The organism is Actinocrinis sp., from assembly GCF_035938995.1.
GTDB lineage: Bacteria > Actinomycetota > Actinomycetes > Streptomycetales > Catenulisporaceae > DASZGI01.
On the sequence record NZ_DASZGI010000374.1, the window covers coordinates 1 to 24,669 of the forward strand.

23 protein-coding genes and 1 pseudogene are annotated in these 24,669 nt (G+C 71.1%); 11 read left to right on the forward strand and 13 right to left on the reverse strand.

Translation table 11 applies throughout. The annotated features are described in order from the left end of the window. Positions 1-40: 40 nt before the first annotated feature. Positions 41-994: an SRPBCC family protein gene (locus tag VGZ32_RS25795; protein WP_326888798.1), complete on the reverse strand. Its 954-nt coding sequence runs from the start codon at positions 992-994 to the stop codon at positions 41-43. Between the two features lie 523 nt (positions 995-1,517). Here VGZ32_RS25795 and VGZ32_RS25800 point away from each other — a divergent pair. Next, on the forward strand, positions 1,518-2,282 hold the full coding sequence (locus tag VGZ32_RS25800) for a class I SAM-dependent methyltransferase (RefSeq protein WP_326888799.1): 765 nt from the start codon (positions 1,518-1,520) through the stop codon (positions 2,280-2,282). A gap of 74 nt (positions 2,283-2,356) precedes the next feature. On the opposite strand, the gene VGZ32_RS25805 is transcribed toward VGZ32_RS25800, so the two are convergent. The 3 genes from VGZ32_RS25805 to VGZ32_RS25815 all read right to left on the reverse strand — a co-directional run bounded on the left by VGZ32_RS25805 (position 2,357) and on the right by VGZ32_RS25815 (position 5,227). Further along, on the reverse strand, positions 2,357-3,406 hold the full coding sequence (locus tag VGZ32_RS25805; protein WP_326888800.1) for an ABC transporter substrate-binding protein: 1,050 nt from the start codon (positions 3,404-3,406) through the stop codon (positions 2,357-2,359). An 86-nt stretch (positions 3,407-3,492) separates the two neighbouring features. Then, positions 3,493-4,404 (reverse strand): ABC transporter permease, encoded by a 912-nt coding sequence (locus tag VGZ32_RS25810; RefSeq protein WP_326888801.1) that lies wholly within the window; start codon positions 4,402-4,404, stop codon positions 3,493-3,495. Further along, entirely contained in the window at positions 4,376-5,227 is an 852-nt protein-coding gene (locus tag VGZ32_RS25815; protein ID WP_326888802.1) for an ABC transporter ATP-binding protein, read from the reverse strand. The genes VGZ32_RS25810 and VGZ32_RS25815 overlap by 29 nt, the downstream gene beginning before the upstream one ends. Positions 5,228-5,368: 141 nt before the next feature. Here VGZ32_RS25815 and VGZ32_RS25820 point away from each other — a divergent pair, with 141 nt between their 5' ends. The 5 genes and pseudogenes from VGZ32_RS25820 to VGZ32_RS25840 all read left to right on the forward strand — a co-directional run. Then, the gene (locus VGZ32_RS25820; protein WP_326888803.1) at positions 5,369-6,487 is read left to right on the forward strand and encodes a transposase domain-containing protein; all 1,119 of its coding nucleotides are present in this window, start codon (positions 5,369-5,371) and stop codon (positions 6,485-6,487) included. 211 nt (positions 6,488-6,698) lie between these two features. Beyond that, positions 6,699-9,377, forward strand: coding sequence for a nitrate- and nitrite sensing domain-containing protein (locus VGZ32_RS25825; RefSeq protein WP_326888804.1), 2,679 nt, complete (start codon positions 6,699-6,701; stop codon positions 9,375-9,377). Between the two features lie 23 nt (positions 9,378-9,400). Further along, entirely contained in the window at positions 9,401-9,814 is a 414-nt protein-coding gene (locus VGZ32_RS25830) for a roadblock/LC7 domain-containing protein (protein WP_326888821.1), read from the forward strand. A 77-nt stretch (positions 9,815-9,891) separates the two neighbouring features. Next, positions 9,892-10,242 (forward strand): DUF742 domain-containing protein, encoded by a 351-nt coding sequence (locus tag VGZ32_RS25835; protein ID WP_414642597.1) that lies wholly within the window; start codon positions 9,892-9,894, stop codon positions 10,240-10,242. Further along, positions 10,223-10,870, forward strand: a pseudogene (locus VGZ32_RS25840) (GTP-binding protein); the annotation flags it as partial. The gene VGZ32_RS25835 and the pseudogene VGZ32_RS25840, both read left to right, overlap by 20 nt. Positions 10,871-10,972: 102 nt before the next feature. On the opposite strand, the gene VGZ32_RS25845 reads toward VGZ32_RS25840, so the two are convergent. From VGZ32_RS25845 to VGZ32_RS25855, 3 genes are all read right to left on the reverse strand, one after another. Beyond that, complete coding sequence (locus tag VGZ32_RS25845) at positions 10,973-12,319, reverse strand: alginate lyase family protein (RefSeq protein ID WP_326888806.1); 1,347 nt, start codon at positions 12,317-12,319, stop codon at positions 10,973-10,975. Between the two features lie 5 nt (positions 12,320-12,324). Continuing rightward, positions 12,325-12,537 carry a hypothetical protein gene (locus tag VGZ32_RS25850; RefSeq protein ID WP_326888807.1) on the reverse strand — a complete coding sequence of 71 codons (213 nt, stop codon included), beginning with the start codon at positions 12,535-12,537 and terminating at the stop codon, positions 12,325-12,327. A gap of 318 nt (positions 12,538-12,855) precedes the next feature. Further along, positions 12,856-14,061, reverse strand: coding sequence for a cysteine desulfurase-like protein (locus tag VGZ32_RS25855; protein WP_326888808.1), 1,206 nt, complete (start codon positions 14,059-14,061; stop codon positions 12,856-12,858). A 177-nt stretch (positions 14,062-14,238) separates the two neighbouring features. Between VGZ32_RS25855 and VGZ32_RS25860 the strand changes: the two genes are divergently transcribed. Then, the gene (locus tag VGZ32_RS25860) at positions 14,239-14,907 is read left to right on the forward strand and encodes a hypothetical protein (RefSeq protein ID WP_326888809.1); all 669 of its coding nucleotides are present in this window, start codon (positions 14,239-14,241) and stop codon (positions 14,905-14,907) included. 1 nt (position 14,908) lies between these two features. Here VGZ32_RS25860 and VGZ32_RS25865 read toward each other — a convergent pair whose 3' ends face one another. From VGZ32_RS25865 to VGZ32_RS25875, 3 genes are all read right to left on the reverse strand, one after another. Continuing rightward, complete coding sequence (locus VGZ32_RS25865; protein ID WP_326888810.1) at positions 14,909-16,060, reverse strand: Gfo/Idh/MocA family protein; 1,152 nt, start codon at positions 16,058-16,060, stop codon at positions 14,909-14,911. After that, complete coding sequence (locus VGZ32_RS25870; protein WP_326888811.1) at positions 16,057-17,274, reverse strand: MFS transporter; 1,218 nt, start codon at positions 17,272-17,274, stop codon at positions 16,057-16,059. The genes VGZ32_RS25865 and VGZ32_RS25870 overlap by 4 nt, the downstream gene beginning before the upstream one ends. A gap of 163 nt (positions 17,275-17,437) precedes the next feature. Further along, a complete protein-coding gene (locus tag VGZ32_RS25875; protein WP_326888812.1) occupies positions 17,438-18,298 on the reverse strand; it encodes an aldo/keto reductase in 861 nt (286 codons plus the stop codon). Between the two features lie 112 nt (positions 18,299-18,410). Here VGZ32_RS25875 and VGZ32_RS25880 point away from each other — a divergent pair, with 112 nt between their 5' ends. Next, positions 18,411-19,301: a LysR family transcriptional regulator gene (locus tag VGZ32_RS25880; protein ID WP_326888813.1), complete on the forward strand. Its 891-nt coding sequence runs from the start codon at positions 18,411-18,413 to the stop codon at positions 19,299-19,301. Positions 19,302-19,388: 87 nt separating this feature from the next. Here the strand turns inward: VGZ32_RS25880 and VGZ32_RS25885 are convergent, their stop codons facing one another. Beyond that, positions 19,389-20,522 carry a PQQ-binding-like beta-propeller repeat protein gene (locus VGZ32_RS25885; protein ID WP_326888814.1) on the reverse strand — a complete coding sequence of 378 codons (1,134 nt, stop codon included), beginning with the start codon at positions 20,520-20,522 and terminating at the stop codon, positions 19,389-19,391. Between the two features lie 116 nt (positions 20,523-20,638). Then, entirely contained in the window at positions 20,639-21,343 is a 705-nt protein-coding gene (locus VGZ32_RS25890) for a FadR/GntR family transcriptional regulator (RefSeq protein ID WP_414642598.1), read from the reverse strand. Positions 21,344-21,441: 98 nt separating this feature from the next. On the opposite strand from VGZ32_RS25890, the gene VGZ32_RS25895 reads away from it, so the two are divergent. The 3 genes from VGZ32_RS25895 to VGZ32_RS25905 are packed head-to-tail and all read left to right on the forward strand — an operon-like array spanning position 21,442 to position 24,334. Continuing rightward, the gene (locus VGZ32_RS25895; protein WP_326888816.1) at positions 21,442-22,200 is read left to right on the forward strand and encodes a (Fe-S)-binding protein; all 759 of its coding nucleotides are present in this window, start codon (positions 21,442-21,444) and stop codon (positions 22,198-22,200) included. Continuing rightward, positions 22,197-23,690: a LutB/LldF family L-lactate oxidation iron-sulfur protein gene (locus VGZ32_RS25900; protein ID WP_326888818.1), complete on the forward strand. Its 1,494-nt coding sequence runs from the start codon at positions 22,197-22,199 to the stop codon at positions 23,688-23,690. Before VGZ32_RS25895 ends, VGZ32_RS25900 begins: the two co-directional genes overlap by 4 nt. After that, positions 23,687-24,334: a LutC/YkgG family protein gene (locus VGZ32_RS25905; RefSeq protein ID WP_326888819.1), complete on the forward strand. Its 648-nt coding sequence runs from the start codon at positions 23,687-23,689 to the stop codon at positions 24,332-24,334. The genes VGZ32_RS25900 and VGZ32_RS25905 overlap by 4 nt, the downstream gene beginning before the upstream one ends. On the opposite strand, the gene VGZ32_RS25910 is transcribed toward VGZ32_RS25905, so the two are convergent. Continuing rightward, complete coding sequence (locus VGZ32_RS25910) at positions 24,312-24,644, reverse strand: YnfA family protein (RefSeq protein WP_349263753.1); 333 nt, start codon at positions 24,642-24,644, stop codon at positions 24,312-24,314. The genes VGZ32_RS25905 and VGZ32_RS25910 overlap by 23 nt on opposite strands. Between the last annotated feature and the right edge of the window lie 25 nt (positions 24,645-24,669).

The window sequence follows — 24,669 nt, forward strand, 5'->3', positions numbered from 1 at the left end:
CGCACCACCAAGCCGGGCATGGGGCCCGGGCGATACCGCGCTACGTGCTGCCGAGTTCGCCGACCAGCGCGGCCCACCGCAGCGTCAGCAGGCTTTCCACGGACACCGTCCGGCGCACCGCCTCCGCGGCGTGCGCGAACGTCGCGTCCGGTCCGAAGGCGGGCGCCACCGCAAGCGGGTCGAGCACCATCGTGTGCCGACAGGCGACCGAGCCCGCCTCCCCGTCCATGGCGCGGGTGACCGAGTAGACCGCGGTGTGACTGAACAGGGGCGCGCGCGGCCGCAGGTCCTTCTGCACGATCGTGTGCCGCTGCGGGAAACACAGGCGCGCGGCCCGCTCTTCGCGCATCGAGCCGTCCGGCTCCTCGATGGTCATCTCGAGCCGCTGCACCCCGGGCCGCTCCTCGTTGACGGACACCAGCACGACGCCGGGCAGGTGCGAGGGCCACTTCTCCGGCCGGCTGAGGAAGTCGAACGCCGCGTCCGCGGAGGCGTCACGGTCCAGCGGGACGCGGTTGCCGAAGCTGAAGCGGCAAGCCGGATACGCCGCGTGGATCGCGGCCGCGAGCCGCAGCGAGGACAGGTCGCTCTCCGCGAGCGCGCCAAGCAGCCGCCGCAGCAGGCGCACCGCGTCCGGGTCGTCGGCGATCGCCTCGAACTCCTGGGTGAGTGTGACCTTGCTGTGCTCGGCGCCGTCCGGTTCGGCGCGCCAGCGCAGGTTCAGCGCCGATGCCGGCGGACGCGTCGCCACGAGCGCCATGTTCAGCTCCGCGGGGTCCGGGCCGGGCGCCACCCGGCACACCGCGTCGTCGATCCCGCGCGCGGACAGGGCCCAGAAGTGCGCGAGCCGGGCGGGGCCGTCCTGGGCCAGCGGCTCGACGTGCACGATCCGGGACATCAGCAGCGGCCAGTCGGTCAAGGAGTCGAGCAGCGCGAAGACCTCGGCCGCGGGGGCGGCGACGAGGACGTCGTGCTCGGTGCGGTGCAGCGTCATACGGGGGCGTCTTTCGCGGAAAATCCGTTATGTCCGTCGGTCCGCGCTGCCGCCCCCGTGCGGCTGTTCGCGGATCAGGCAGCCCCGGCCGGTGTCGGACGGCTGCGGAGGGCGGGCGGCGGCGACCGGGGTTCGCGGCGTGGGCAGCCGCTCTCCCTCGGACACGGCCACTGCCCGCGGGCGGCCGTGCCGGGCGGTCCTCGGAAGCGCCAGCGCTCTCTCCATCTCCCTACCGCACCCGCGGCCCCATCCGGCCGGTGTGCGTTGATCACGGCGGACCAATCGAGTTGAACGTACCGAAGCCGTACCCGTCATGGAAGTGAGTAATCACCTACGATTTGGATGCGCGGGGGGTGACGGATGCGTGACGGGCTGTAGGGGGCGCGCGGCGGCGCGCGTGCGCCCAAGAACGTTTTCCTTCGCGTCGCCCGGCCGGCGGCGCGGATTCCGCCGCGGTTCGCCGGGCGTCGCGTGTTCGCGATTCCTCGACACCGCAGGTGAATCCGCGTCTAAGATATCGGACATGCCCACAGCATCGGAGCGTTCGAAATCCTTCGGGGTGGCCGCTCGCGACTATGACAAATACCGTATAGGGCCGCCGTCGGGAATCGTGGACGCGGTCACGCCCCCGGGCTGCGAGACGGTGCTCGACCTCGGCGCGGGCACCGGGGCGCTGACCCGGCTGCTGGTGCGCCGGTTCCCCACGGTCTACGCGGTCGAGCCCGACCAGCGGATGCGCGACATCCTGGCGGAGAACTGCCCCGGGGCGGTCGCGCTGGACGGGGTGGCCGAGCGCGTCCCGCTGCCCGAGGCGAGCGTCGACGCGGTGCTGGTGTCCTCCGCCTGGCACTGGATGGACCCGGCCCTCGCCATTCCGGAGATAGCCCGGGTGCTGCGCCCGGAGGGAATGCTCGGAATCATCTGGAACCGGCGCGACAGAAGCGTCCCGTGGGTGGCCGACTTGGAGGATTTCCGGAGGCAGTGCACTAATTCCGATGACCGGGTGGAAACCCGGATCCGGTATTTCCTCGAGGAGCAGTGGCTGCCGGTCGAGGCGCCTTTCCGCGGGGTCGAGGTCTCCGTGCTGCCGTGGCAGGCGAGCGTGACCCGCGACGAGATCTGCGGCCTGCTCGCCACCTACTCGGGGTATCTGATGGCGCCGCCGGAGCAGAGGGCCGCGCTAATGCGCGGCTTCAGGGACTATGTCCACGGCGATGATCGGTTAGGGGTGCAGGAAACGGTGCGGATGCCGATGCTGTGCCATTACTGGCGCGCTGTGCGTGTATAGCATCCGCACCGTTCACTGCTGGACCCGAAAACGTACGCTGCGACCCGGAGCCTTCCGATTGTCCCCGCGTACGGTCAGCTCGAGGGCACCTGCTGGACGAACTGGTCGGTGTAGGTCTTGGCCAGATCCACCTGGTGTCCCTTGACCGTCGGGTCGAACGCCGACAGCACCCGGAACACGCTCTGCGGACCGTCCGTCACCATCAGCCCGGTCGGGCTGAACATGCCGATCTCGTTGGCCAGCGCCTCGACGTACGACGTCTTGCCGATGGCCTGGTAGTAGTCGGCCGGCATCTGGTCGGTGATCTGCTCGGCGGAGTGCTGCTGAATCCAGCGCAGCGACTGCACCAGCGCGTCGACCACCTTCTGCACGGTGGCGGTGTGGCTCTCGACCCAGGCCGTGGGGAAGGTCAGGGCCGTGCCGGGGTACGGGCCGCCGAGCGCCGCCTGCGTCCCGGCGGCCGACCGCATGTCCACGATGACCTTTCCGAGGTGCTTGGCCAGCAGCTGGGAGATGGTCGGCTCGGTGGTGATGCCGGCGTCGATGGAGTTGTGCTGCATCGCGGCCACGAACGTGGGCCCGGCGGCCACGTTGACCGGGTGGATCTGGTTGACGGGGACGCCGTTGTGCGCGGCCAGGTAGTCGGCGAGGAACTCGGTCGAGCCGCCGAGGCCGGTGATGCCGACGTTCTTGCCGGAAAGATCCGCGGGCGAGGTGATCGACGCCGCCTCGTCGGCGCGCGCCAGTTCGACCATGCCGGGGGCCTGGAGCAGCTGGATGACCGACTCGGTGCCGGTGCCCTTCGAGGCCAGGTCGATGTTGTGGTCGTAGAACCCGACGACGCCGTCGACCTGCTTGGCCAGCATCATCTGGAAGGTCTGCGACCCGTTGGTCACGTTGGTGATCTGCACGTTCAGGCCCTGCTTCGCGAACAGGCCGAGGCGCTGGGCGAGGATCAGCGGGATGTAGTTCTGGTTGGTGAGGTTGGACACCGACAGGCGTACCAGCACCGGGCTGGTGGCGGCGACGGGAGCGGTGGCGGGCGAGTTCGAGGAGCAGCCTGCGATACCCGACAACGCCGTGACCGCCGCTATCGCGAGCAGCGCGGATTTTCTGCGGAACATCGGTTCGACCTCTTCTTCGTCTGTGGGTAGGAGGGAACTTGAGCATCGTGCGTGTGCGGGACCGCGAGCCGCCGGCGCGGCGCGGCTCACGGAGACTGGGGGCGCTGCGGGCGCCACCGCAGCAGGCGCCGCTCGACGAGCGTGATCGCCCCCTCGGCGGCGAGCGCGAGCGTCGTGGTGACCAGGAGCCCGGCGTAGACGCCGTCCGGGTTGAAGTCGCCCTGCGCCTGGGCGATCAGGGTGCCGAGGCCCTGCTGCGCGCCGAGCAGCTCGCCGACCACCGCCCCGGTGACGGCGTAGCCGAACGCGGTGCGCAGGCTCGCGATGATCCAGCTGAACGCGGCCGGCAGGATGACCTGGAGCAGCACGGCGATCCGTCCGGCGCCGAGCTGGCGGGCGTTGGCCACGAGCCCGTGGTCCACCTCGCGGGCGCCCTGGAAGGCGTTGAAGAACACGTTGAAGAAGACCAGGACCACCACGAGCGCGACCTTGCTGGTCATGCCGAGGCCGAACCAGATCACGAAGACCGAGCCGAGCACGATGCGCGGGATCGAGTTCGCCGCCCCGATGTAGACCGACAGTAGGTCGGCGAGCACCTGGATCCGGCCGAGCAGGATGCCGAAGGTGACCCCGAGCGCGACGCCGATGCCGAAGCCGATCAGGGTCTCCTGGAAGGTCACCCAGGCCTGCATCCACAGCGGGCCCTCGGCCGTGCCGGACTGCACCCAGGTGCTCAGCTGGCGCCACACGCCCGACGGCTCGCCGAAGAAGAACACGTCGATGACCTTCGCCTGCGCCAGCCCCTGCCAGGCGCCGACGAACGCGACCAGCAGCGCCAACTGGCCGCAGACGATCCACAGGCGCCGGCGGGAACGGCGGGGACGGTCGGCGCCGGTGCCGTTCGGACGCAGGCCGTCAGCGCTCGCGTGGTCGAGGACTGCCGGCCCGTCGTCGTGCGGCGCGGCCGGGTCAGACCGCCGCGGTCGTCGTGCGGGCATAGGCGATGCGCACCTCGTCGCTCAGACAGGACCAGACCTGCTCGTGCAGCTCCACGAAGCGCTGCCGGAACCGGATCTCGCGCACCCGCCGCGGCCGGGGCAGGTCGACCGCGAACTCCTTCTTCACCGCGGTCGGCCCCGCGGTGAGCACGGCGACGCTGTCGGCGAGCGCGATCGCCTCCTCGAGATCGTGGGTGACCAGCACCACCGAGGCGCCCGTGCCCTCCCACAGGTCGAGCAGCTCGTCGCACATGATCTGCCGGGTCTGCGCGTCCAGGCCGGAGAACGGCTCGTCGAGCAGCAGCAGCCGGGGCTCGTTGACCAGGGTCTGGGCGAGTGCCACCCGCTTGCGCATCCCGCCGGACAGCTGGTGCGGGTAGTAGTGCTCGAACCCGGACAGGCCCACCCGGTGCAGCCAGTCGTGGGCGCGCGTCTCGGCGTCCTTGCGGTCGACGCCGCGGAACCTGGGCCCGGCGGCGACGTTCGCCAAGACCGTCTTCCACGGGAAGACAGCGTCCTGCTGGAAGACGAAGCCGGTGCGCGGGTCGGCGCCGGACACCGGTTCGCCGCCGACGAGCACCTGCCCGCCGTCGGGCCGGGCGGCGCCGGAGATGAGCGAGAGCACGGTGGACTTGCCGCAGCCGGTCGGGCCGATCAGGGCCATGAATTCGCCGGGCTTTACGGTCAGATCCAGCCCGTCGAGGACCGTGCGGGTCCGCCCGTTCGGGCCGCGGAACCGCTTGACGACGCCGCGCAGCGTGAGCGAGGGGGGCGGCGCGGTCGCGCCGGGGCCTTCAGGATCGCAGTGTACGGATCTTCGCATACGGTCTCCTGACGCTACCCCCTCCACTGCGCCATGAGAATGCCACCGATCGGCCGGGGGCAACAAGGGAGTCCGCGTGGTCACTGTGAACTTAGGGTTTCCCCGTCGTGACCGTCGGTGCCTCTGCCGTAAGGTGCTCGCATGCCACGGGCAGGTCAGACAGCCACGGCCTTGGGGGCCCGATTGCCTCAGCGAGTCGTGCTGGGGCTGCTGATGCGCGCGTTCCCACCGCCGCGCGTTGATCAGATACTTGATACTTTAGGCCGCCGGGAGCAGCGCCAACGGCTGCTGCCGGCCCGTCTCATGGTCTATTTCACCCTCGGGATGTGGATTTTCGGCTCGCTCTCCTACGAGGAGGTGCTCGCCGAGATCCTGCGCGGCGTGCCGGGCCTGACCAGCCCGGGCAGCGCGCCGCAGAACGGCCACGGGCCGAACGCGACCGCGACCGCCGCCGCGATCGGGCGGGCCCGGCGGCGCCTCGGCGTCGACCCGCTGCGGCTGCTGTTTGAGGAGGTGGCCGGGCCCGCCACGGCGATCGCGCCGGACCCGCTGCTGCCCGGATGCCGTCGCACCCTGCGATTGGACTCGGTCACTATCGACGTGCCCGACACGCTGGCCAACCGGATCGAGTTCGGCGGGCGGGTGCGCGACAGCGCGCCGGGGCCGGCGTTCCCGAAGGTGCGCTTGTCACTGCTCATCGACGACCGCGGCCACCGGGTCGTGGCCGCGGGCTTGGACGAGGGCTCCGATCGCCCGCCGCTGCGCCAGTTGGCGGCGGCGATCCCGCCGGGCACGCTGCTGGTCATGGGAGAACGCGCGTTCTCGCCCGGGCTGTGGGGCGCGGTCGCGGACCTGGGTTGCGACCAGCTGTGGAACGCCCCGGACGCCGCGGAGCTCCCGGTCCACCTGCGCCTTCCGGACGGCTCCCGGATATCCCGGCTGCCCGGGGCGGACGGCTCGGCTCGCCGCACCGTGCGGGTGGTCTCCCGCCCGGGACACGGCCTGATCTCTTCGATCCTCGACTACCGGGCCGCGCCGGCCGAGCGGCTGCTCGCGGTGTACGACCGCTACCGCACGACCGGTCTCGGCTTCGAGGGGATCACCATCTACCAGGGCGGGGACCGGCTGGTGCTGCGCTCCAAGAGTCCTGATCTGGTCCGCCAGGAGCTCTACGCCATGCTGTGCGTGCACCACACGATAGGCGAACTGGTGGACTACACCCTGCTGGACCGGTTCACTCCACAGCAGAACAGCCTGTGACATCGCACAACGCGGGTCACCCACAAGAGGGGTTCGGGAGTGCGACAATGCCGTTAAGTCAGTTGTACGAACTCTTGGCCGCCCCAGCGCGGCTGTGCTCAAATTGCCGCTACACGGGCCCGTACATCGCCGTATCGGAAACCCGCGGCGTATTCGGGAACGCAGTTACTGCTCGGGCGGAGCACGACGAACGGTTTGGTAGTGAGGCCACGTGCGCGAAAAGAGTCCGGTGCCGCGACCGCGCCAGCGCCTGAGCGACCTTCGCCTCCGCACCAGGCTGGTGCTCTTGGTGCTGCTGCCGCTGACCGCGAGCGTGGCGCTGGCCGCGGTCCAGGTGGTCGCCGAGAACGACGCGATCCACACCGAGGACGACCTCAGCGGCCAGGTGCACGTCTCCCAGTCGGTCGCCGGGCTCGTACACGCCGTCCAGGATGAGCGCGACCTCATCGCGCTCTATCTCGCCGGCGGCGAGTCCGCCACGGTGATGCAGTCGCTGTCCGCCGCCGAGGCGGCCACCGACACACAGGTGAAGGCGTTCCAGGCGGCGCAGCAGCAGTACGGCGGGGCGATCGGCGCCCTGTCCTCGTCGGCGCAGACGCTGGCCGCGCGGGCCGAGGCGCGGCTCGGCGACATTCCGGTGCTGCGTTCCTCGGTGATCAGCCTCGGTGACAGCCGCCCGGTGTTCCAGGCCTACACCGTCGTCATCGACGGGCTGCTCAACTACGACGACCAGCTGGCGACCGGCACCACCGACCACACCCTCGGCAACCTCGTCAGCACCCTGAGCCTGGTGCGGCAGGCCGGGGAGCAGACCTCGCAGGAGCGCGGCTATCTGGCCGGGATCCTCGGCGGCGGGCAGGTCCGCGAGCAGCAGGAGGACCTGATCCAGGCGCAGGCGACGTACAACAGCGCCTACGCCGCCTTCACCGCACAGGCGCCCGCGCAGAGCGTCAACCTTTATCAGACCACGGTCGGCGGCCAGGACACCGGCGCCGCCGACATCGTCGTGCAGCAGGCGATCGACGCCGCGCTCAGCTCGCACCCGGTCGGCGATATCGGGATGACCAACGGCGGCGCCTACGCCGCGGCGACGACGAAGATAGGGCAGATCCGCGCGGTCGAGGCGCAGATCGGCTCGCAGATCCAGGCGCGCACCGGGACGCTGCTGTCGGCCGCCCGCACCCAGCTGTACCTCAACGCCGCGATCATCGTGTTCGTCCTGCTGCTGGCGTTCGGAGCCACCGCGCTCATCGCCCGCTCGATCGTCAGACCGCTGCGGGTGCTGCGCAACTCCGCCTACGAGATCGCGACCGTGCGGCTGCCCGACGTCATCCGCCGGCTGAGCGACCCGCACGAGGCCGACCAGCAGGAGCCGGTGGCGCCGATCGCGGTGCACTCGCGCGACGAGGTCGGGGAGGTCGCCCGCGCCTTCGACGAGGTGCACGGCGCGGCGGTGCGCCTGGCCTCCGAACAGGCGATGCTGCGCCAGAACGTCAACGCGATCTTCACGAACCTCTCCCGGCGCAGCCAGACCCTGGTGGAGCGGCAGCTGCGGCTGATCGACGACCTGGAGAACAGCGAGGAGGACGGCGACCGGCTCGCCCAGCTGTTCCGGCTCGACCACCTGGCCACCCGGATGCGCCGCAACAACGAGAACCTGCTGGTGCTCTCGGGCGAGGAGGCCGCGCGGCGGTGGACCGAGGCGGTGCGCCTGGTCGACGTCGCCCGGGCCGCCGCGGCCGAGGTGGAGCAGTACGAGCGGATCGTGTTCGGCGAGATGCCGCGGGTCCGGATCTCCGGCAAGGCCGCCCCCGACGTGGCGCACCTGATCGCCGAGCTGCTGGAGAACGCCACCGCCTTCTCCTCGCCGCAGACCAAGGTCTGGGTGGCGGCGCGGACGGCCGACGGCGGCGGGGTGCTGGTGAACATCGAGGACGTCGGCATCGGGATGACGGACGCCGACCTGGACCGGGCCAACGCGCGCCTGGCCGAACCGCCGCTGGTGGACGCCTCGGTGTCCCGCCAGATGGGGCTGTTTGTGGTCGGCCGCCTCTCCGGGCGCTACGCCATCGAGGTCCGCCTGGCGCAGTCCCAGGCCGGCGGCATCAGCGCGTCGATCACCATCCCGGCCAAGCTCGTCGTCCCCATGCCGGACGACGGGCCCGGGTTCCGGACGCTCGACGGGCCGGGGTCGCGCAGCATCGACGAGGAGTTCTACGCGCTGTCCCGGCAGCTGTCGCAGGGTGCTCGGCTCGGCACGGGCGAAGGCATGGGCGACGCCTTCTGGTTCGAGTACAACCCGCGCCGCCCCGCCCCCGTGGAACCGGCGCCGCAACCCGCGACGCACATCAACGGGACGCCCGTCGGCGCCACGCCCATTGCCCACCACGTGCCGACGCCTGCCCACCAGGCGCCCGTGCCCGTGCCCGCGCCTGTGGACCCGGCCCCGCCCGTCGTACCTCAGGACCCGATGTCGACGGCCGAGCGGCTGCCCATCTTCGAGGCCGTGGAATCCGAGTGGTTCCTCCGCCGCGGAGCGGAGGGTCCGCACTCCGGCTGGAGCCCGCCGCGCGCCGCGACGCCGCCGGGTGGGGGCTACCCGCCCCCGCCGTCCTCGCCCGCCGTGTCTCCGTGGTCCTCGCCCGGCGACGACGGATGGCGCGCCGCGGCGGCGCTGTCGCATCCCTCCCGCGACGGGATGACGACGACCGGGCTGCCCAAGCGCGTCCCTAAAGCGAACCTCGTGCCGGGCCAGGCCGGCGGCGAGGGCGCGGCGAAGGCGGCGCCGCCCGCGGGACTCGGCCCCTCGGCGGACGCGGTGCGCAAGCGATTGTCCGGATTCCGGCGCAGCTCCGGACTTGGCCAGGAATCGGGAGACGGACGATCGTGACCAATGGAGCGCGTGTGACGAGTCTGAGCGAGGCGGCTGAGGGCGTCAACTGGCTGATCAACGATTTCGTCGACAAGACGCCGGGTGTCGCCCACGCCGCCGTGGTCTCCGCCGACGGGCTGCTGCTGGCCTGTTCCGAAGGGCTGCCGCGGGATCGCGCCGACCAGCTTGCGGCCGTCGCCTGCGGGCTGTACAGCCTTACGGAGGGCTCGGCGCGCATCTTCGAAGGCGGCGCGGTGACCCAGACCGTGGTGGAGATGGCGCGCGGATTCCTGTACATCATGGCGGTCAGCGACGGCTCGGTGATGGCGGCGATGGCCTCGACCGACAGCGACATGGGCCTGATCGGCTACGCGATGGCACTGCTGGTGGACCGCACCGGGGAGGTGCTCACCCCGGCGCTGCGCGAGGAACTGCACAAGTCGTTGCCCCGCTGATCCGCTCGCGCCGCCCCGCCCGGCGTCCGGGGCCCGGCCGAGTGAGCGAAGGGCACCGCGCATTATGAGGGAGGTGGATAGTGGGATCGGAAGGCGGTCCGTCGTTCGTACGCCCCTACGCCGTGACGGGCGGGCGCACCGCGTCCCACGCCCGCCTCGCGGTCGAGGCGCTGGTGACGACGACCGACCGGGGCTGGAATTCGCTGCACGCCCTGGTGCCCGAGTACGAGCAGGTATGCCGGATGTGCGCCGAGTTCAAGTCGGTGGCCGAGATCGCCGCCCTGCTGCGCGTGCCGCTCGGGGTGGCCGGCGTCATCGTCGGGGACCTCGCGGAGAGCGGGATGGTCGCGGTCCAGCAGTCCGGCACGAACGACGCGCCGGACCTGGCTCTCCTGGAAAGGGTCCTCATTGGTCTCCGCAACCTCTGACGAACCGAACCGCCCGCCCGGGGCGACGCCGGTCAAGATCATCATTGCCGGCGGGTTCGGCGTGGGCAAAACCACCTTCGTCGGCGCGGTGTCCGAGATCGTGCCGCTGACCACCGAGGCCGTGATGACCTCCGTCGGCGAGGGCGTCGACGACCTGAGCAAGGTGCCGGACAAGACCACGACCACCGTGGCGATGGACTTCGGCCGGGTCAGCCTCGAGCGCGAACTGGTGCTCTATTTGTTCGGGACGCCGGGGCAGACCCGGTTCTGGTTCATGTGGGACTACCTGTGCCACGGGGCGATCGGCGCCGTGGTGCTGGTCGACACCCGCCGCCTGGCGGACTGCTTCGCGGCGATCGACTACTTCGAAGACGCGAGGATGCCTTACGTCGTCGCGGTGAACTGCTTCGGCGGCGTGCTCACCCACGACGTCGGGGATGTGCGCGACGCGCTGTCCGTACCGCCGGAGGTCCCCCTGGTGACCTGCGACGCGCGCGACCGGGAGTCCGTGAAGAACACGCTGATCCAGCTGGTGCAGCGCGCGGTGAACGTGCGCACCACCCGACAGCGGCAGGTGCCGAACGCGCCACCGGCGGATCGGCTGGGCAAGGAACCCGCCATCCGCCGGTAGCACGTGAATGCTCGCAGGGGCCTGTGACAGGTGTTTGACACACGAGCCCTGGCGCATGAACACAGACCCCTGTTGATCGTGTCTTGAGATGTTTCCGCGTCAGCTGACGACGGGGTCGAGCTGCTCGGGGGCGGGGATGAGCAGCCACAGGTCTCCGCCGGGTGGCTGCGGTGTCTTGGGAACGGCCGCGCGCGCCGCCTGGTCGCCGTCGTCCGCGGCGGTGTGCAGGACGTCGATCGCGGCGAAAGCCTGGAAGTTCAGCTCGGGGTAGGGCCACGCGGCGGTGCCGGTGGCGGCGGGGATGAGGTAGTCGATGGATTTCAGGATGCTGCCGCCGCTCGGCGTGGTGTAGTGCCAGAGATCGACGCCGACGTGTTGGCCGATCATCGCCAGACGGGTGAGGGCGAGCAGGTTGAAGATGGAGTAGTGCCAGCTGCGGGTGCGGGTGATCTCCAGCGGCTGCGTGCCGTCGCCGGCGAGCTGGACGTCCAGGCGCTTGGTCTCCGCGGTGGTGACGATGGTGCGGGCCAGGTCCGGCTGCCCGGTGGCCAGCGCCAGCGCGGCCTCCTGCATGTCGAAGAAGGACCCGTGGTTGTTGGTCTGGGCGGCCTCCGAGGCGCCGTTGGAACTGGTTTGCAGCCAGGTGAGGAACTGGCTGTACCAGGACTGCATCGCGGCGTGGTCGTCGGCGGTCCACGAGGGCGCGCCGGTGTCCAGGATCGCGGTCGCGTCGATGATGTCGGTGAACTGCTGGGAGAAGTCGATGATGCCGATCCCGCGGCCGGACACCAGGCACGGGACGAACTGGGTGAAGTTCAGGCTCGGGTTCATCCGGGTGGCCGGGTCGATGAACCAGGTGCGCAGGTCCAGGGCGGCGCGCTCGGCGTATGCCGAGTTGCCGGTGTAGTACCAGGCCAGCGTCAGGGTGTAGACGGCGTTGAACATCGCGCCGCGCTCGGCGTGGTCGGTGATCAGGTTGATGTCGGGGTTGGTGATGCCGTCTTTCTGGATGTACGGGCAGCCCCACGGATTGCTCGCGGTCTTGGGCTGGGTCGGCCACCAGTAGGGCGCCTGGCTCAGATAGTCGTGCTTGTCGCCGCTCGGCGGCAGCTGCGGCTTGTCCATGACCGACCACGGACCCTGCGTCAGGTATCCGTCCGCCTGCGCGGTCAGGGTGCTGAGCTCCTGGCGGAGCGAGGGCACGCCGGCGCGCACCAGCTCGCGGGTCACCGCGAGCCGTAGACCGTCCAGGACGACGGTCTTCGGGATGCAGGCGGGGAACGTTACGCAGCCCGGGGTCTGGGAACCCGGCGACGAGGCCGTGGCTCCCGCGTTCACAGGGTTCATGGTGGTACCGAGGACCGCGACGGTCGCGGCGAGGGCGATCAGCACCCGGCCGGGACGGCTGGCTATCAGGTGTCGGATATGCGTGGGTCGGATATGCATGGTCATCAGCTCGCCGGCAATGCGGTCACCGTGAGCCGGAGCTTCCATCCGGCCAGGGAGACGGCGGAGGTGGGGGAGGACGGCGCCGCGCTCGCCGAGTCGGCCGCGACGGTCGGGGAGAGTCCGCCGGTCGGCGCGAGGACGGCGGCGGCTGCGGTCGCGACGCGGTGCCGGGCGGCGAGCGTGACGGCGCCGGTTATTTCTTGGCGTGCCTTCATGGCCTGCGACGATAACTCCGCCGCGGGCGCAGGTAAATATTCTTTACCGTAATTTGAAGAAGATCATCATGTTTTCAGCGGGCTGAACAGATCGATTTCTTGAACACCCCTCTCCCGGGGATTTCGCTGGCCAGAAGTGTACGATCTTGTTCATATGGATGAACGTAGTGATGTGAAAATGCAAATGCCCGGCTCGCTGAAAGCAGAGTGCTCCGCACGCCTCGGGTAACTCGCAAAGCACTGGTACTCCGGCGCACGGCTTCTTTAATCTCGACGGCGAAAGAGCGCACGACAGGGAGAAACGCGCTCGCCCCCGGCTCACCCCGCCAGCTGCGCGACCGCGTCCAGCAGCCGGTCGACGTCCGATCGGTCGTTATAGTGCACCAGCCCGGCGCGCACGGCCCCGCCGGTGTCGCGGACACCGAGCACGCCAGTCGCCTCCCAGGCGTAGTTGTGCCCGCTCCATACGTTCACGCGCCGCTCCGCCAGGTATTCCGCGACCTGACGCGGCGTGTGCCCCGCCACGTTGAAGTACACGGTCGCGGTGTGGCGGGCTGGCCGACCGTAGATCGTCACCCCGTCCATCTTCTCCAGCCCTTCGCGCAGCGCGGCGAAGTGCTCCAGCTCGTACGCCTCGGCGGCGGCAAGCGACGTGAGCAGCCGGGCCCGGCGCGTGCCGGTCGCCGCAGGATCGAGCCCCGCCAGGTGTTCCACCGCCGCCGTCACCCCCGCCAGGTCGCCGAACGGCGAGGTGCCGGTCTCGAAGCGGCCCGGCACCGCGTCGGGCGACGGCGCGAGCTTGTCCGGGCGCAGCGTCTCGAGCAGGGAGGGTGCCGCGATCACGGCCCCGATGTGCGGCCCGGACCATTTGTACGCGCTGGTGGCGTAGAAGTCCGCACCGAGCGCGGCCACGTCGGTCGGGCCGTGCGGGGTCGCGTGCACCCCGTCCACGTAGACCAGGGCGCCCACCGCGTGCGCCCGCGCGGCGATCGCCGGCACATCCGGCCTGGTGCCCAGCGCGTTGCTCGCCGCCGTCACCGCGACCAGCCGGGTGCGCTCGCCGACCAGGGCGCCGTACTGGTCGGCGGGCAGCTCCCCGCTCGCCGCGTCGATCTCGGCCCACCGCACCGCCGCCCCGGCCCGCGCGGCCGCCTGCACCCATGGGCGCACGTTCGCGTCGTGGTCGAGCCTCGACAGCACGATCTCGTCCCCGGGCCGCCACGTCGCCGCGAGGGCCTGGGAGAAGCGGTACGTCAGGGTGGTCATGTTCTGCCCGAGCACGACACCCTCCGGCACGCCGCCGACCAGGTCCGCCACCGCCTGCCGGCACTCCCGCACGATCAGCTCGGCGCGCCGGCTGGCCGGGAACGCCCCGGTGACGTTGCCGAACCCGGCCCGGTACGCCTGGGCGATCGCGTCGATCACCGCCGTCGGGGTCTGCGTTCCGGCGGCGCCGTCCAGATAGGCGTAGCCGTCGGTCAGCGCGGGGTAGGCGGCGCGGATCGTGGCGATGTCGAAGACCATGGGGGCGGGATCCTTTCGGCGCGGCCGGACGGCCTTGCGGGGGGTGCGGGTCTGAATTTGATCCTAAGGTCGCACGGCCGGTCGTTGGATTCGGCGAATCGACGGTTAGCCGCGGTCCCGCGGGTACAACCTCTTCGGGATGGGCCGGCGATCTTAAGGATCGAAAAGGGGAGTGCCGTGGCGTTCGCCGACGATGCGTACGAGACGGGGACATCGGAGCTGTCGCCGGTGAGCACGGGGGCAGTCAGGAGCCTGAGCCGCCCGGAGGCGTGGGGCTACCTGGTGTGGGGCGCCACGGCCGCGATCATCGCGGTCCCGGAGATCTGGGCGCTGTCCGGCAGCCCGCGGTGGCCGACCATCTCGATGACCGCGGCTCACCTCGAAGCTCTGTGGAGCCCCACGAAGGCGGTGATCGTCGCGCTGATCAGCGCCTCGGTCGTACAGCTCATGACGTACCAGGGGAGTCGGCTCGGGGGGCGGGCGCTCCGGTTGCCCCTGGGCCGCTTCACGAGGGTGCAAGCCGCGCAGGCCGAAGAGTCGCGCGAGATTCCGTTCGCCGCCTGGTACCTCCCGCTCGCGACGGTCGTGACGGCTGCCGCTTCAACGGTCACCGCTCTGCTCAGCACGGACAAGTTCGTGCTCGGATACGTGCTCTACGGCACCATGGCCGTGGCCCTCGTGATCATTCCCGATACGGTGGCGTACTGGTCTGCCAGGGAGGTGTCGTTCCCGACTCTCTTTCGCACCCTCGAGTACCTCGACGCCCGCTACCACCCGGCGCTGTTGGTGGTGTGCTCGGGGCTGGCCGTGCTCGCGATCCACATCGTGGCCTACCCGTGGCCGTGAGCTAGGCCGCGGCGGCGGCCCACGGTTCGATTTCGGTGACGACCGGCGCGCCGGTCCCTGCCGCCTGTTCGATCGCCAGCGCGATCAGATGGTCCTGACACGCCTGGGCCAGCGGATACGGCGCCGGCCCGGCGCCGCGCGCCCAAGCGGCCGTCGTCGTCAGCAGCGTCGCGATCGCGATCTCCTCGTCCATCAGCCGCAGCCCGACGAACGGATTGCGGTAGACGACCTCGCCCTCGAACGCCAGATGCTCGGTGTCGTAGCCGTCGAGGTTGAGGTCGTGGCCGAGCTGCCCGCGCACCAGCTCGGAGCGCAGCACGGTGCCCGGCCCGGCCCAGCGCACGACGGTGTCGTCGGCGATCTCGCCGTGGCTGCCGCGGATCACGATCCGGCGCAGCCGCAGCCGGTTGTGCCACTGGTTGTCGGTGAAGTCGTAGAGCCCTGACGCACCGCCGAAGTCCAGCGTCGCCAGCGTGGTCGCCGCGGCTGTGGGCTCCTCCCGCCCGGTCCAGCCGGCGCGGGTGAGCGGATCGAGCAGCGGGGCGGTGAAGCGTGCGGCGGCCACCCGCACCGGCCCGAAGCCGACGCCCAGCAGGCCTCTGATCATCGAGACGGCGTGGTAGCCGTGCGTCGAGGAGACCTGCACGGAGGTGGGCGCGCCGATCAGGCCGCGCGCCACGATCTGCCTGCGGGCCGCGTGACCGGGCATCAACAGGTACTGCTCCGCGACCTGTACCAATCGTCGGTCGCCCACCCGCGCCCACAGCTGCCGCAGTCCGTCGGCGTCCGGCGCGGGCGGCGTCTCCGCCAGCACCGCTGTGCCCGACTCCGCCACCGTCGCGATCACCTCGGGATTGACCGCCCACGGGACGCTGGTGACGACGAAGTCGGGCCGCTGCTTGGCGACAAGCTCGCCAGGCGAGAGGTACGCGGGCACGGACCAGCGGCGCGTAACCTCCTCGGCGCTCTGCGCGCGCCGTACCGCCGCGCCGACGAGCGTGAGCCGGTCCGGCATCAGCGCGGCGAGCCTGGCGAAGAACTCGGCGCGCCAGCCGCTGCCGACGATCCCGAAGGTGGCCGGGCCGCTGGGTGCTTGGGCGGAGCGCGCCGGGTGGTCGGACGGTGTCGGGGCAGTCGAAGTGGGTTGCGTCACGCGGGAATCCTCTCGCGGGCGTCGGCGTCGAGGCGCGCCGGGCCCGCGTCGGCCCGGCGCCGCTCGACCCGCACTGCGATGAGCGCGAGCGTGAATCCGATCGTGACGAGCATCGCGGCGACCGCGTTCGGCGAGCCGTAGCCGAATCCGGCGGAGATCGCGACGCCGCCGAGGTACGCGCCGAGGGAGTTCGCGATGTTGAAAGCGGCCTGGATGGAGGCCGCGGCCAGGTTCGGCGCGCCGCCCGCCAGGGCGATGATGCGGCCCTGGAGCGTCGGCAGTCCGGCGAGCGCGGCCGCCGGGAACAGGAAGATCGCCGCGGCCGCGGTGAACCGGTTGTGGTCGGCGGCGAGGAACGCGACCGCGACTGCGATCTCCGCGGCCAGCGACAGCAGCAGCGTCTGCGCCGGGAACCGGTCGGACAGCCGCGCCCCGGCCAGGTTGCCGACCGTCATGCCGAGCCCGAACAGCGCGAGCAGCCAGGTCATGCTCGAGTCCGCGTAGTGCGCCAGGTTGGTCATCATCGGCGCGATGTAGCTGAATGTGGCGAACAGCCCTCCGCCGCCCAGCATCGCCACGCCGAGGACCAGCCAGACCTCCGGCTTGGCGAACGCGCGCAGTTCGCCGCGCAGCGAGGCCTGCTCGACCGGGGCGGCGTCCGCGGGCACGGCGAGCGCGACGGCGGCGACCGCGAGCGCGGCGATCAGCCCGACCACCGCGTAGACCACCCGCCAGCTGGTGTGCTGGCCGAGGACCGTGGTCGCCGGCACGCCGACGATGTTGGCGACCGTCAGCCCGGCGAACATCACCGCCATGGCGCTGTTGCTGCGCGAGCGGTCCACCAGCGACCCCGCGACGACCGCTCCGGCGCCGAAGAACGCGCCGTGCGGCAGGCCCGTCGCGAACCGCGCGAGCAGCACCAGCCCGAAGCTCGGCGCCAGCGCCGACAGCAGATTGCCCGCGGCGAACCAGCCCATCAGGACCAGCAGCACCGTCTTGCGGCGGTCGCGCACCGAGGCCGCAGTGAGCAGCGGCGCGCCCACGACCACGCCGAGCGCATACGCCGAGATCAGCTCGCCCGCGCGGGGGATCGACACCGAAAGGTCGCCCGCCACCTGCGGCAGCAGACCCATCATCACGAACTCGCCGGTGCCTATGGCGAAGCCGCCGACGGCTAACGCGAGAAGAGCACGGCGAACAGCGCTGGGATGCATGTCCTTGCCAGCTTCCTATGGCTTGTTGGGACGTCGACAGCGCTGTCGGCCTTATCTGTGGGTGTTTGCGTCGCTCTCTACCTCTGGGCGACACCGGTCGCAACAACGCCGGCGGTGTTCTTGTGCCGCTGGCGTCGTCGTCGTGACCGGTGTCACGCCGTCTTCACGCTGCGTCGAGCCGCGCCAGCTCCTCGGCGGTGAGCGTCAGGTCGGCGGCGGCGACCGAGTCGCGGATCGTCTCGGGCCTCGAGGACCCGGGGATCGGGATCACCACCGGCGCCTTGGCCAGCATCCAGGCCAGGCAGACCTGCTGGGGGCTGGCCCCGTGGTCCCGGCCGATCTCGCCGAACGCGGCGAAGCGCGAGCCGAGCGCGGACGCGCGCGAGATGCCGCCCAGCGGGCTCCACGGCAGGAACGCGAGCCCCGTCTGCGCGCACAGCCGCAGTTCCGGCTCGCTGGACCGGAACGCCGGGGAGAACTGGTTCTGCACGCTGACCAGCCGCCCGTCGAGGATCTCCTGGGCCAGCCGGATCTGCTGCGGGTTGGCGTTGGAGACGCCGGCGTGGCGGATCTTGCCTGCGTCCAGCAGGTCGCGCACCGCGCCGATCGAGTCGGCGTACGGGACCTTCGGGTCCGGCCGGTGGAACTGGTAGAGCCCGATCGCCTCCACGCCGAGCCGCTTGAGCGACTCCTCACACGCCCGCTTCAGATGCTCCGGCGAGCCGTCGAGCGTCCACGACCCGTCGCCGGGGCGCAGGTGGCCGCCCTTCGTCGCGATCAGCACGTTCGAGGTGTCACCGCCGTAGCCGGCCACCGCCCGCGCGATCAGCGACTCGTTGTGGCCGACCTCGTCGGCGTGCATGTGGTACGCGTCGGCGGTGTCGATGAGCGTGACTCCCGCGTCCAGCGCGGCGTGGATCGCGGCGATCGACCGCTGTTCGTCGGGCCGGCCCTCGATCGACATCGGCATCGCGCCGAGACCGATCGCGCCGACCTGGACGTCGCCGATGCGGCGAGTCTGCATGGGTGTTCCTCCTCGAATCGTCGAGCGATACCCCACCAGCCTTGCCACCCGGGATTAAGCTGTCCAACAGAAAATACTGATGCCGTTGAGCACCGCTCGTGATGGATGGGCCATGGAACTGCGCCAATTGGAGCACTTCGTCGCGGTGGCGCAGGAGTGTCACTTCACCCGGGCGGCCAAGCGGCTGCACATCGCGCAGTCCGGCCTGTCCGCGTCGATCCGCTCGCTGGAGCGGGAACTGGGCGCGTCGCTGTTCGTGCGCAGCACCCGGCAAGTCCAGCTGACGCCCGCCGGCCAGGCGCTGCTGACAGAGGCGCTGCGCGCGCTGGCGGCGAGCAACGCGGCGAAGGACGCGGTTGCCGCGGTCCAGGGGCTGCTGCGCGGCTCGCTGTCCATCGGGTCGCTGCAGTGCCTGCACGCCGTGCACCTGCCCACCCTGCTGGCCGGATTCCTCTCGGCCCATCCCGGACTCGAGGTGCAGCTGCGCCAAGGCGGATCCGGCGAGCTGATCGAGCAGGTGCGCGCGGGCCGGCTGGACGTCGCGTTCGTCTCACGCCCCGCGCGCCCGCCGGAGGACGTCGTGATCACGGCACTAGATCGGGAGCCGCTGGTCCTCGCCTGCGCGCTGACCCATCCGATGGCCAAACTGAACCAGGCCAAGCTGCCCGACCTGACGGACGAACAGTTCGTCGACTTCCCGGCCGACTGGGGTACCCGCGACCTGGCCGACCGGGTGCTGGCAGCAGCCGGCGTGGAGCGCCGCGTAGCCCTCGAGGTGACCGACGTGCACTCGCTGCTCGACCTGGTCGCGTTCGGCCTCGGCGTGGCGCTGGTGCCGCGCTCCTACCGGGTCAAGACCGATCGGGTGCGCTTCATCGAACTGGCCGGCGACGTGCCCGCCTGGGAGACCGTGAGCGTCACCGCGGACCCGACGAGCGCCGCGGCGGCAGCGCTGCTGCGCGAGGTGCGCACCGCGGACCCGTCGGCCATCGTCTGCGGCTGAGCGGGCGATTCGGCAGCCACGGCAGCGCGGCCGTGGCCGCCCTGCGCGAAGGCGGGGCGGCCATGACGGGTTGGAGCGGGGGAGACGTCAGCTGAACGCTGTGACGGTCGATCCGGTGGGAACGACGAGCAGTCCGCCGCCGATGTTCATGTCCGACACCGGTGCGTAGTACTCGCCGCCGCCTCCGGGCGTGCCGGGCAGCGACAGGGTGGCGACGATCTTGCCATCCGCGGTGCTGACCCCGTAGACCTTGCCGTCGGAGGTGCCCACGTAGACGACGTGGCCGGCGATGACCGGGCCGGCGACGACCTGGCCGGGCAGGGTGGTGGTGAACTTCGGGGCCAGGTCCGACAGGCTCTCGCGGGTGAGCGAGGCGCCGTCGGCGATGAACGCGTGCCCGTCCGAGAAGGCGGGCGTCCCGGTGAACGTGCCGAGGTCGGCGCCCGTGGTCTTGTCGAGGACGTGGTCGCCGGTGCTGGAGAAGAAGAGGTTGCCGCCGAGGTAGGACGTGCCTCCGCCGCCACCGGTGCAGCCGTCGTTGTCGTTCCACACGACCGACCCGGTGAGCGAGAGGCGGGTCTGCGAGCAGCCGCCGTTGAGGTAGACGCCGGTGCTGTCGACCGCGAGCGAGCCGCCGTCGCCGTCGACGGAGGTCCGCCATGCGACGGCCCCGTTCGACTCGGAGACGGCGGCGACGCGGCCGGATCCGTACACGTAGACGACTCCGCCGGTCGCGACCGGCTCGCTGGAGAAGTTCACGGTGACGGTCGACCAGAGCTGCGCGCCCTTCTCCGGGTCGAACGCGGTGATCGTGCCGTCGAAGCCGTTGACGAACAGCTTGCCGCCGTCGTACGCGAGCGCGAAGAAGTAGTAGCTGCCGCCGAGCGGGACCGGGCCCCAGGCCACCTTGCCGGTGGCCGCGTCGAGCGCGTAGAGCCAGCCGCCGGGGTTTCCGCCGGGGGTCGCCGTGACCACGAAGACCTTGCCGTCCGCGATGATCGGGTATGACGCCGATCCGTTGAGGGCGACCGACCACTTCTGGGTGGGTGTGGCCGAGAGCTTGGCGCACGACGCCCCGCTCTGGTCCGCGGTGACGTGGTGGGCGACCGCCGGGCACTTGGTGGACTTCTCGGCGGCGGCCGCCCCGGCGGGCGCCGCCGTGGCGAGTGTGGCCGTGCAGGCCAGGAGGGTGACGGATAGGAACAGTGAACGCCCCCGCATGGGGTCTCCCCGATCTTGTACAAGGCCAGCCCCGCGCCGGCCGATGCCAATGCTAGCGAAGCCCTCTGACAAGTCCGGCATCAAATAAGGGCAGGGCTCTGAGAGGTCGAGAAAGCCTATGGATGTTCGTCGACGACGGGGCGGGCTTCCGCATAGAAGCCGCGGATGTGCCGCGTCACCAGGTCTGCGGCGCGCTCGCCTTCGCCTGCCTTGACGGCGTCCAGCACGGCGAGGTGTTCGGCGCGGAGTCTGCCCTGGGTGGCTTTCCAGTCGGGCAGGGCGGGGAGGGCGGCGACGACGTAGCCGTGCACCGACTCGCGCAGGGACGCCATGATCGCCGCGACGACATCGTTCCCGGCGGCGCGGGCCAGCGTGACGTGGAAGTCTGCGTCTCGGGCGAGGTAGTCCTCGGCGCTTTGCCCCGGTGCGCCCATCGCGTGCAGGAGGCGTTCGGCGTCGGCCAGTGGTTCGGGGTCGCGGCGGTCGGCCGCCTGACGCACAGCCCACGCCTCGAGCAGGACGCGGGTCTCCACCAGGTGCTCGACCGGCAGGGTGCGCGTCGCGAGGTGAAGGCGCAGCGCCGCTGTGATGCCTGCTTGAGTGTCGGCGACCACGACCGCGCCCGACTCCGGTCCGCTGCCTACGGCGGTGCGTACCACGCCCATCGCTTCAAGCACGCGCAGGCCCTCGCGTACCGACGCGCGGCTGATGCCCAGCCGCTCGGCCAGCGCCCGCTCGCCCGGCAGGCGGCCGCCGACTCGAAGGCGTCCGGACGCCAGCTCGCCCTCGATGTATCCGACCACCGCCTCGTGCAGACGGATGCGCGCTGCCGCCACTCTCCGTGCTCCCTCCTGGAGGGCCGGACCCGGTCTCGCGTGGTCTGACCACATCGCCTATGGTAAGACCACAGGAGGTGCCTATGCGTATCGCGCTCTTCGCGACCTGCCTGGTGGACGGCCTGTTCCCCGACGTGGGAAAGGCCACGGTGGCCCTGCTCAGGCGCCTCGGGCACCAGGTGGACCTGCCGCTGAGTCAGACCTGCTGCGGCCAGATGCATGTCAACACCGGCTATCCGGCGCAAGCGCTGCCCCTGGTGCGCAACTACGCCGACACGTTCGCGGACTACGAGGCGATCGTCGCGCCCAGCGGCTCCTGCACGGGCTCGATCCGGCATCAGCACGCGGATCTCGCCGAACGCTTCGGCGACGCCGGCCTCGCAGCGCAAGCCCGTGAGGTCGCAGCGCGCACCTACGAGCTCTCCGAATTCCTGGTCGACGTCCTCGGCGTCACAGACGTCGGCGCGTACTACCCGCACCGGGTGACTTACCACCCCACCTGCCACTCGCTGCGCCTGCTGCGCGTGGGCGACCGCCCCTACCGGCTCCTGCGCGAGGTGCGTGGGCTGGAACTGGTCGAATTGCCGAACGCTGAGTCGTGCTGCGGCTTCGGCGGCACGTTCGCGCTCAAGAACGGCGAGGTGTCCACCGCGATGCTCGCCGACAAGATGCGCGCCGTGCAGGACACCCGATCCGACGTCTGCACCGCAGGGGACTCCTCCTGCCTCATGCACATCGGCGGCGGGCTGACCCGGCTGCGCGCCGGAGTCCGCACCGTCCACCTGGCCGAGATCCTGGCCTCGACCCAAGACGACTCCCGCGTTAAAGGCAGGGCTCGATGACCGCGCACACCGCACCGACCAGCGGCGGGACGTTCCTCGGCATGCCCGTCGCCGGGCCGACCGGCCGGCTGCGCGCGGCCCGGCCCTTCCCGGCCGCCGCGCACGACGCGCTCGGCGACGCGCAGTTGCGCCGCAACCTCGGCAACGCGACCGCCACGATCCGGGCCAAGCGCGCGCGGGTCGTCGGCGAACTGCCGGACTGGGCGGGGCTGCGCGCGGCCGGGGCGGCGATCAAGGACGACGTGCTCGCCCACCTCGACACCTACCTCGTCCAGCTTGAGGAGCAGGTCACCAAGCGCGGCGGAACCGTGCACTGGGCCCGCGACGCCGACGAGGCCTGCCGGATCGTCACCGGGCTGGTGCGCAACACGGGCGCCCGCGAGGTGGTCAAGGTCAAGTCGATGGCGACGCAGGAGATCGGGCTCAACGAGTACTTGGCCACGGCCGGGATCGACGCGGTCGAGACGGACCTGGCCGAGCTGATCGTGCAGCTCGGCCACGATGAGCCGAGCCACATCCTGGTGCCGGCGATCCACCGCAACCGCAGCGAGATCCGGGAGATCTTCCTGCGCGAGATGCCCGGGGTGGACCCGGCGCTCACCGACGACCCGCCCGCACTGGCCGAGGCCGCCCGCCGCCACCTGCGCCGCAGGTTCCTCGCCGCCGAGGTGGCGATCAGCGGGGCGAACTTCGCGATCGCCGAGACGGGCACGCTGTGCGTGGTCGAGTCCGAGGGCAACGGCCGGATGTGCCTGACCCTCCCGCGCACCCTGATCACCGTGATGGGCATCGAGAAGCTGCTGCCCGCCTGGAGCGACCTCGAGGTCTTCCTCCAACTGCTGCCGCGCTCCTCGACCGGAGAGCGGATGAACCCGTACACCTCCATGTGGACCGGCGCGACCGAGGACCAGGATTTCCACCTGATCCTGCTGGACAACGGCCGCACCGCGACGCTGGCGGACCCGCGCGGCCGCGCCGCGCTGCGCTGCATCAGATGTTCGGCTTGTCTGAACGTCTGCCCGGTCTACGAGCGCACCGGCGGCCACGCCTATGGCACCGTCTATCCGGGGCCGATCGGCGCGGTCCTCTCGCCGCAGCTCACCGGCGTCGCCGACAATCCGACGCTGCCGTTCGCCTCCTCGCTGTGCGGCGCCTGCTTCGACGCGTGTCCGGTGGCGATCGACATCCCGTCGATGCTGGTGCACCTCAGATCCCGGGTCGTCGATGCCAAGCACGACGCGCATCCGCTCGCGCCGCCGACGCCCGAGGCCGCCGCGATGGGTGCGGCAGCCTGGGTCATGCGCGATCCCAAGCGCTGGACCCGCGCGCTGCGCCTCGCCCCGCTCCTGCGCTTTGTGCGAAGACTGCGTTCACTGCTGCCGCCGCTCTCGGCGTGGACGGCGTCGCGCGACCTGCCCAATCCGCCGCGCGAATCGCTGAGGGACTGGTGGGTGCGTGAAGGCAGCATCCAGGACGGGAGTCACCGATGAGCGCGCGCGACGAGATCCTCGGCCGCATCCGAACCGCTTTAGCCGATCGCCCGAGCCCTGAGGCAGTCCCGCGTGCCTATCGCGCGGCGGGCAGCATGCCTGCGGACATGGAGCAGTTCGTCGATCGGCTCGTCGACTACCGCGCGACAGTCCACCGCTGCGCGGCCGACGCCGAAGCGGTCGCCGCCGCCGTCGCCGAGATCCTCGGGGGCCGCGGGTTCGCGAGCGTGGTCGTGCCGGACGGGTTCCCGCAAGCGTGGCTGCCGCAGTCGGTGGAGGCGGTCCGCGAACCGGTGACGAACGCGCAGCTCGACGAGGTCGGCGCGGTGCTGACCACGTGCGCCGTGGCGGTCGCCGAGACCGGGACGATCGTGCTCGACGCGGGTCCGGGGCAGGGTCCGCGCGCACTGACCCTGGTGCCCGACTACCACCTGGTCGTCGTGCGCGCGGATCAGGTGCGTGCGATCGTCCCGGACGCCGTCGCGGCGTTGACGCCCGAGCGTCCGCTGACGTGGATCAGCGGGCCGAGCGCCACCAGCGACATCGAGCTGCGCCGCGTCGAGGGGGTGCACGGGCCCCGGACGCTGGACGTCCTCATCGCCGCCGCCGCCGCGGACACGCTCACCGACGAGGCGCGTACATGATCAGTCCGACGCCGGCCAGGCAGACCAGCGCCCCGGCGATGTCGTAGCGGTCCGGCCGGAAGCCGTCGAAAGCGACGCCCCACAGCAGCGAACCGGCGACGAACACCCCGCCGTACGCCGCGAGGATCCGGCCGAACTGCGCATTGGGCTGGAGCGTGGCCACGAACCCGTAGATCCCGAGCACCACCACGCCGAGCCCGGCCAGCCACCACGGCCGGTGCTCGCGCACGGCCAGCCACACGAGGTAGGCGCCGCCGATCTCGCACAGCGCAGAGAGGACGAACAACCCGATCGAGCGCGCGACCAGCATCGGCGGCTCCCTTCCTCCGACGCTG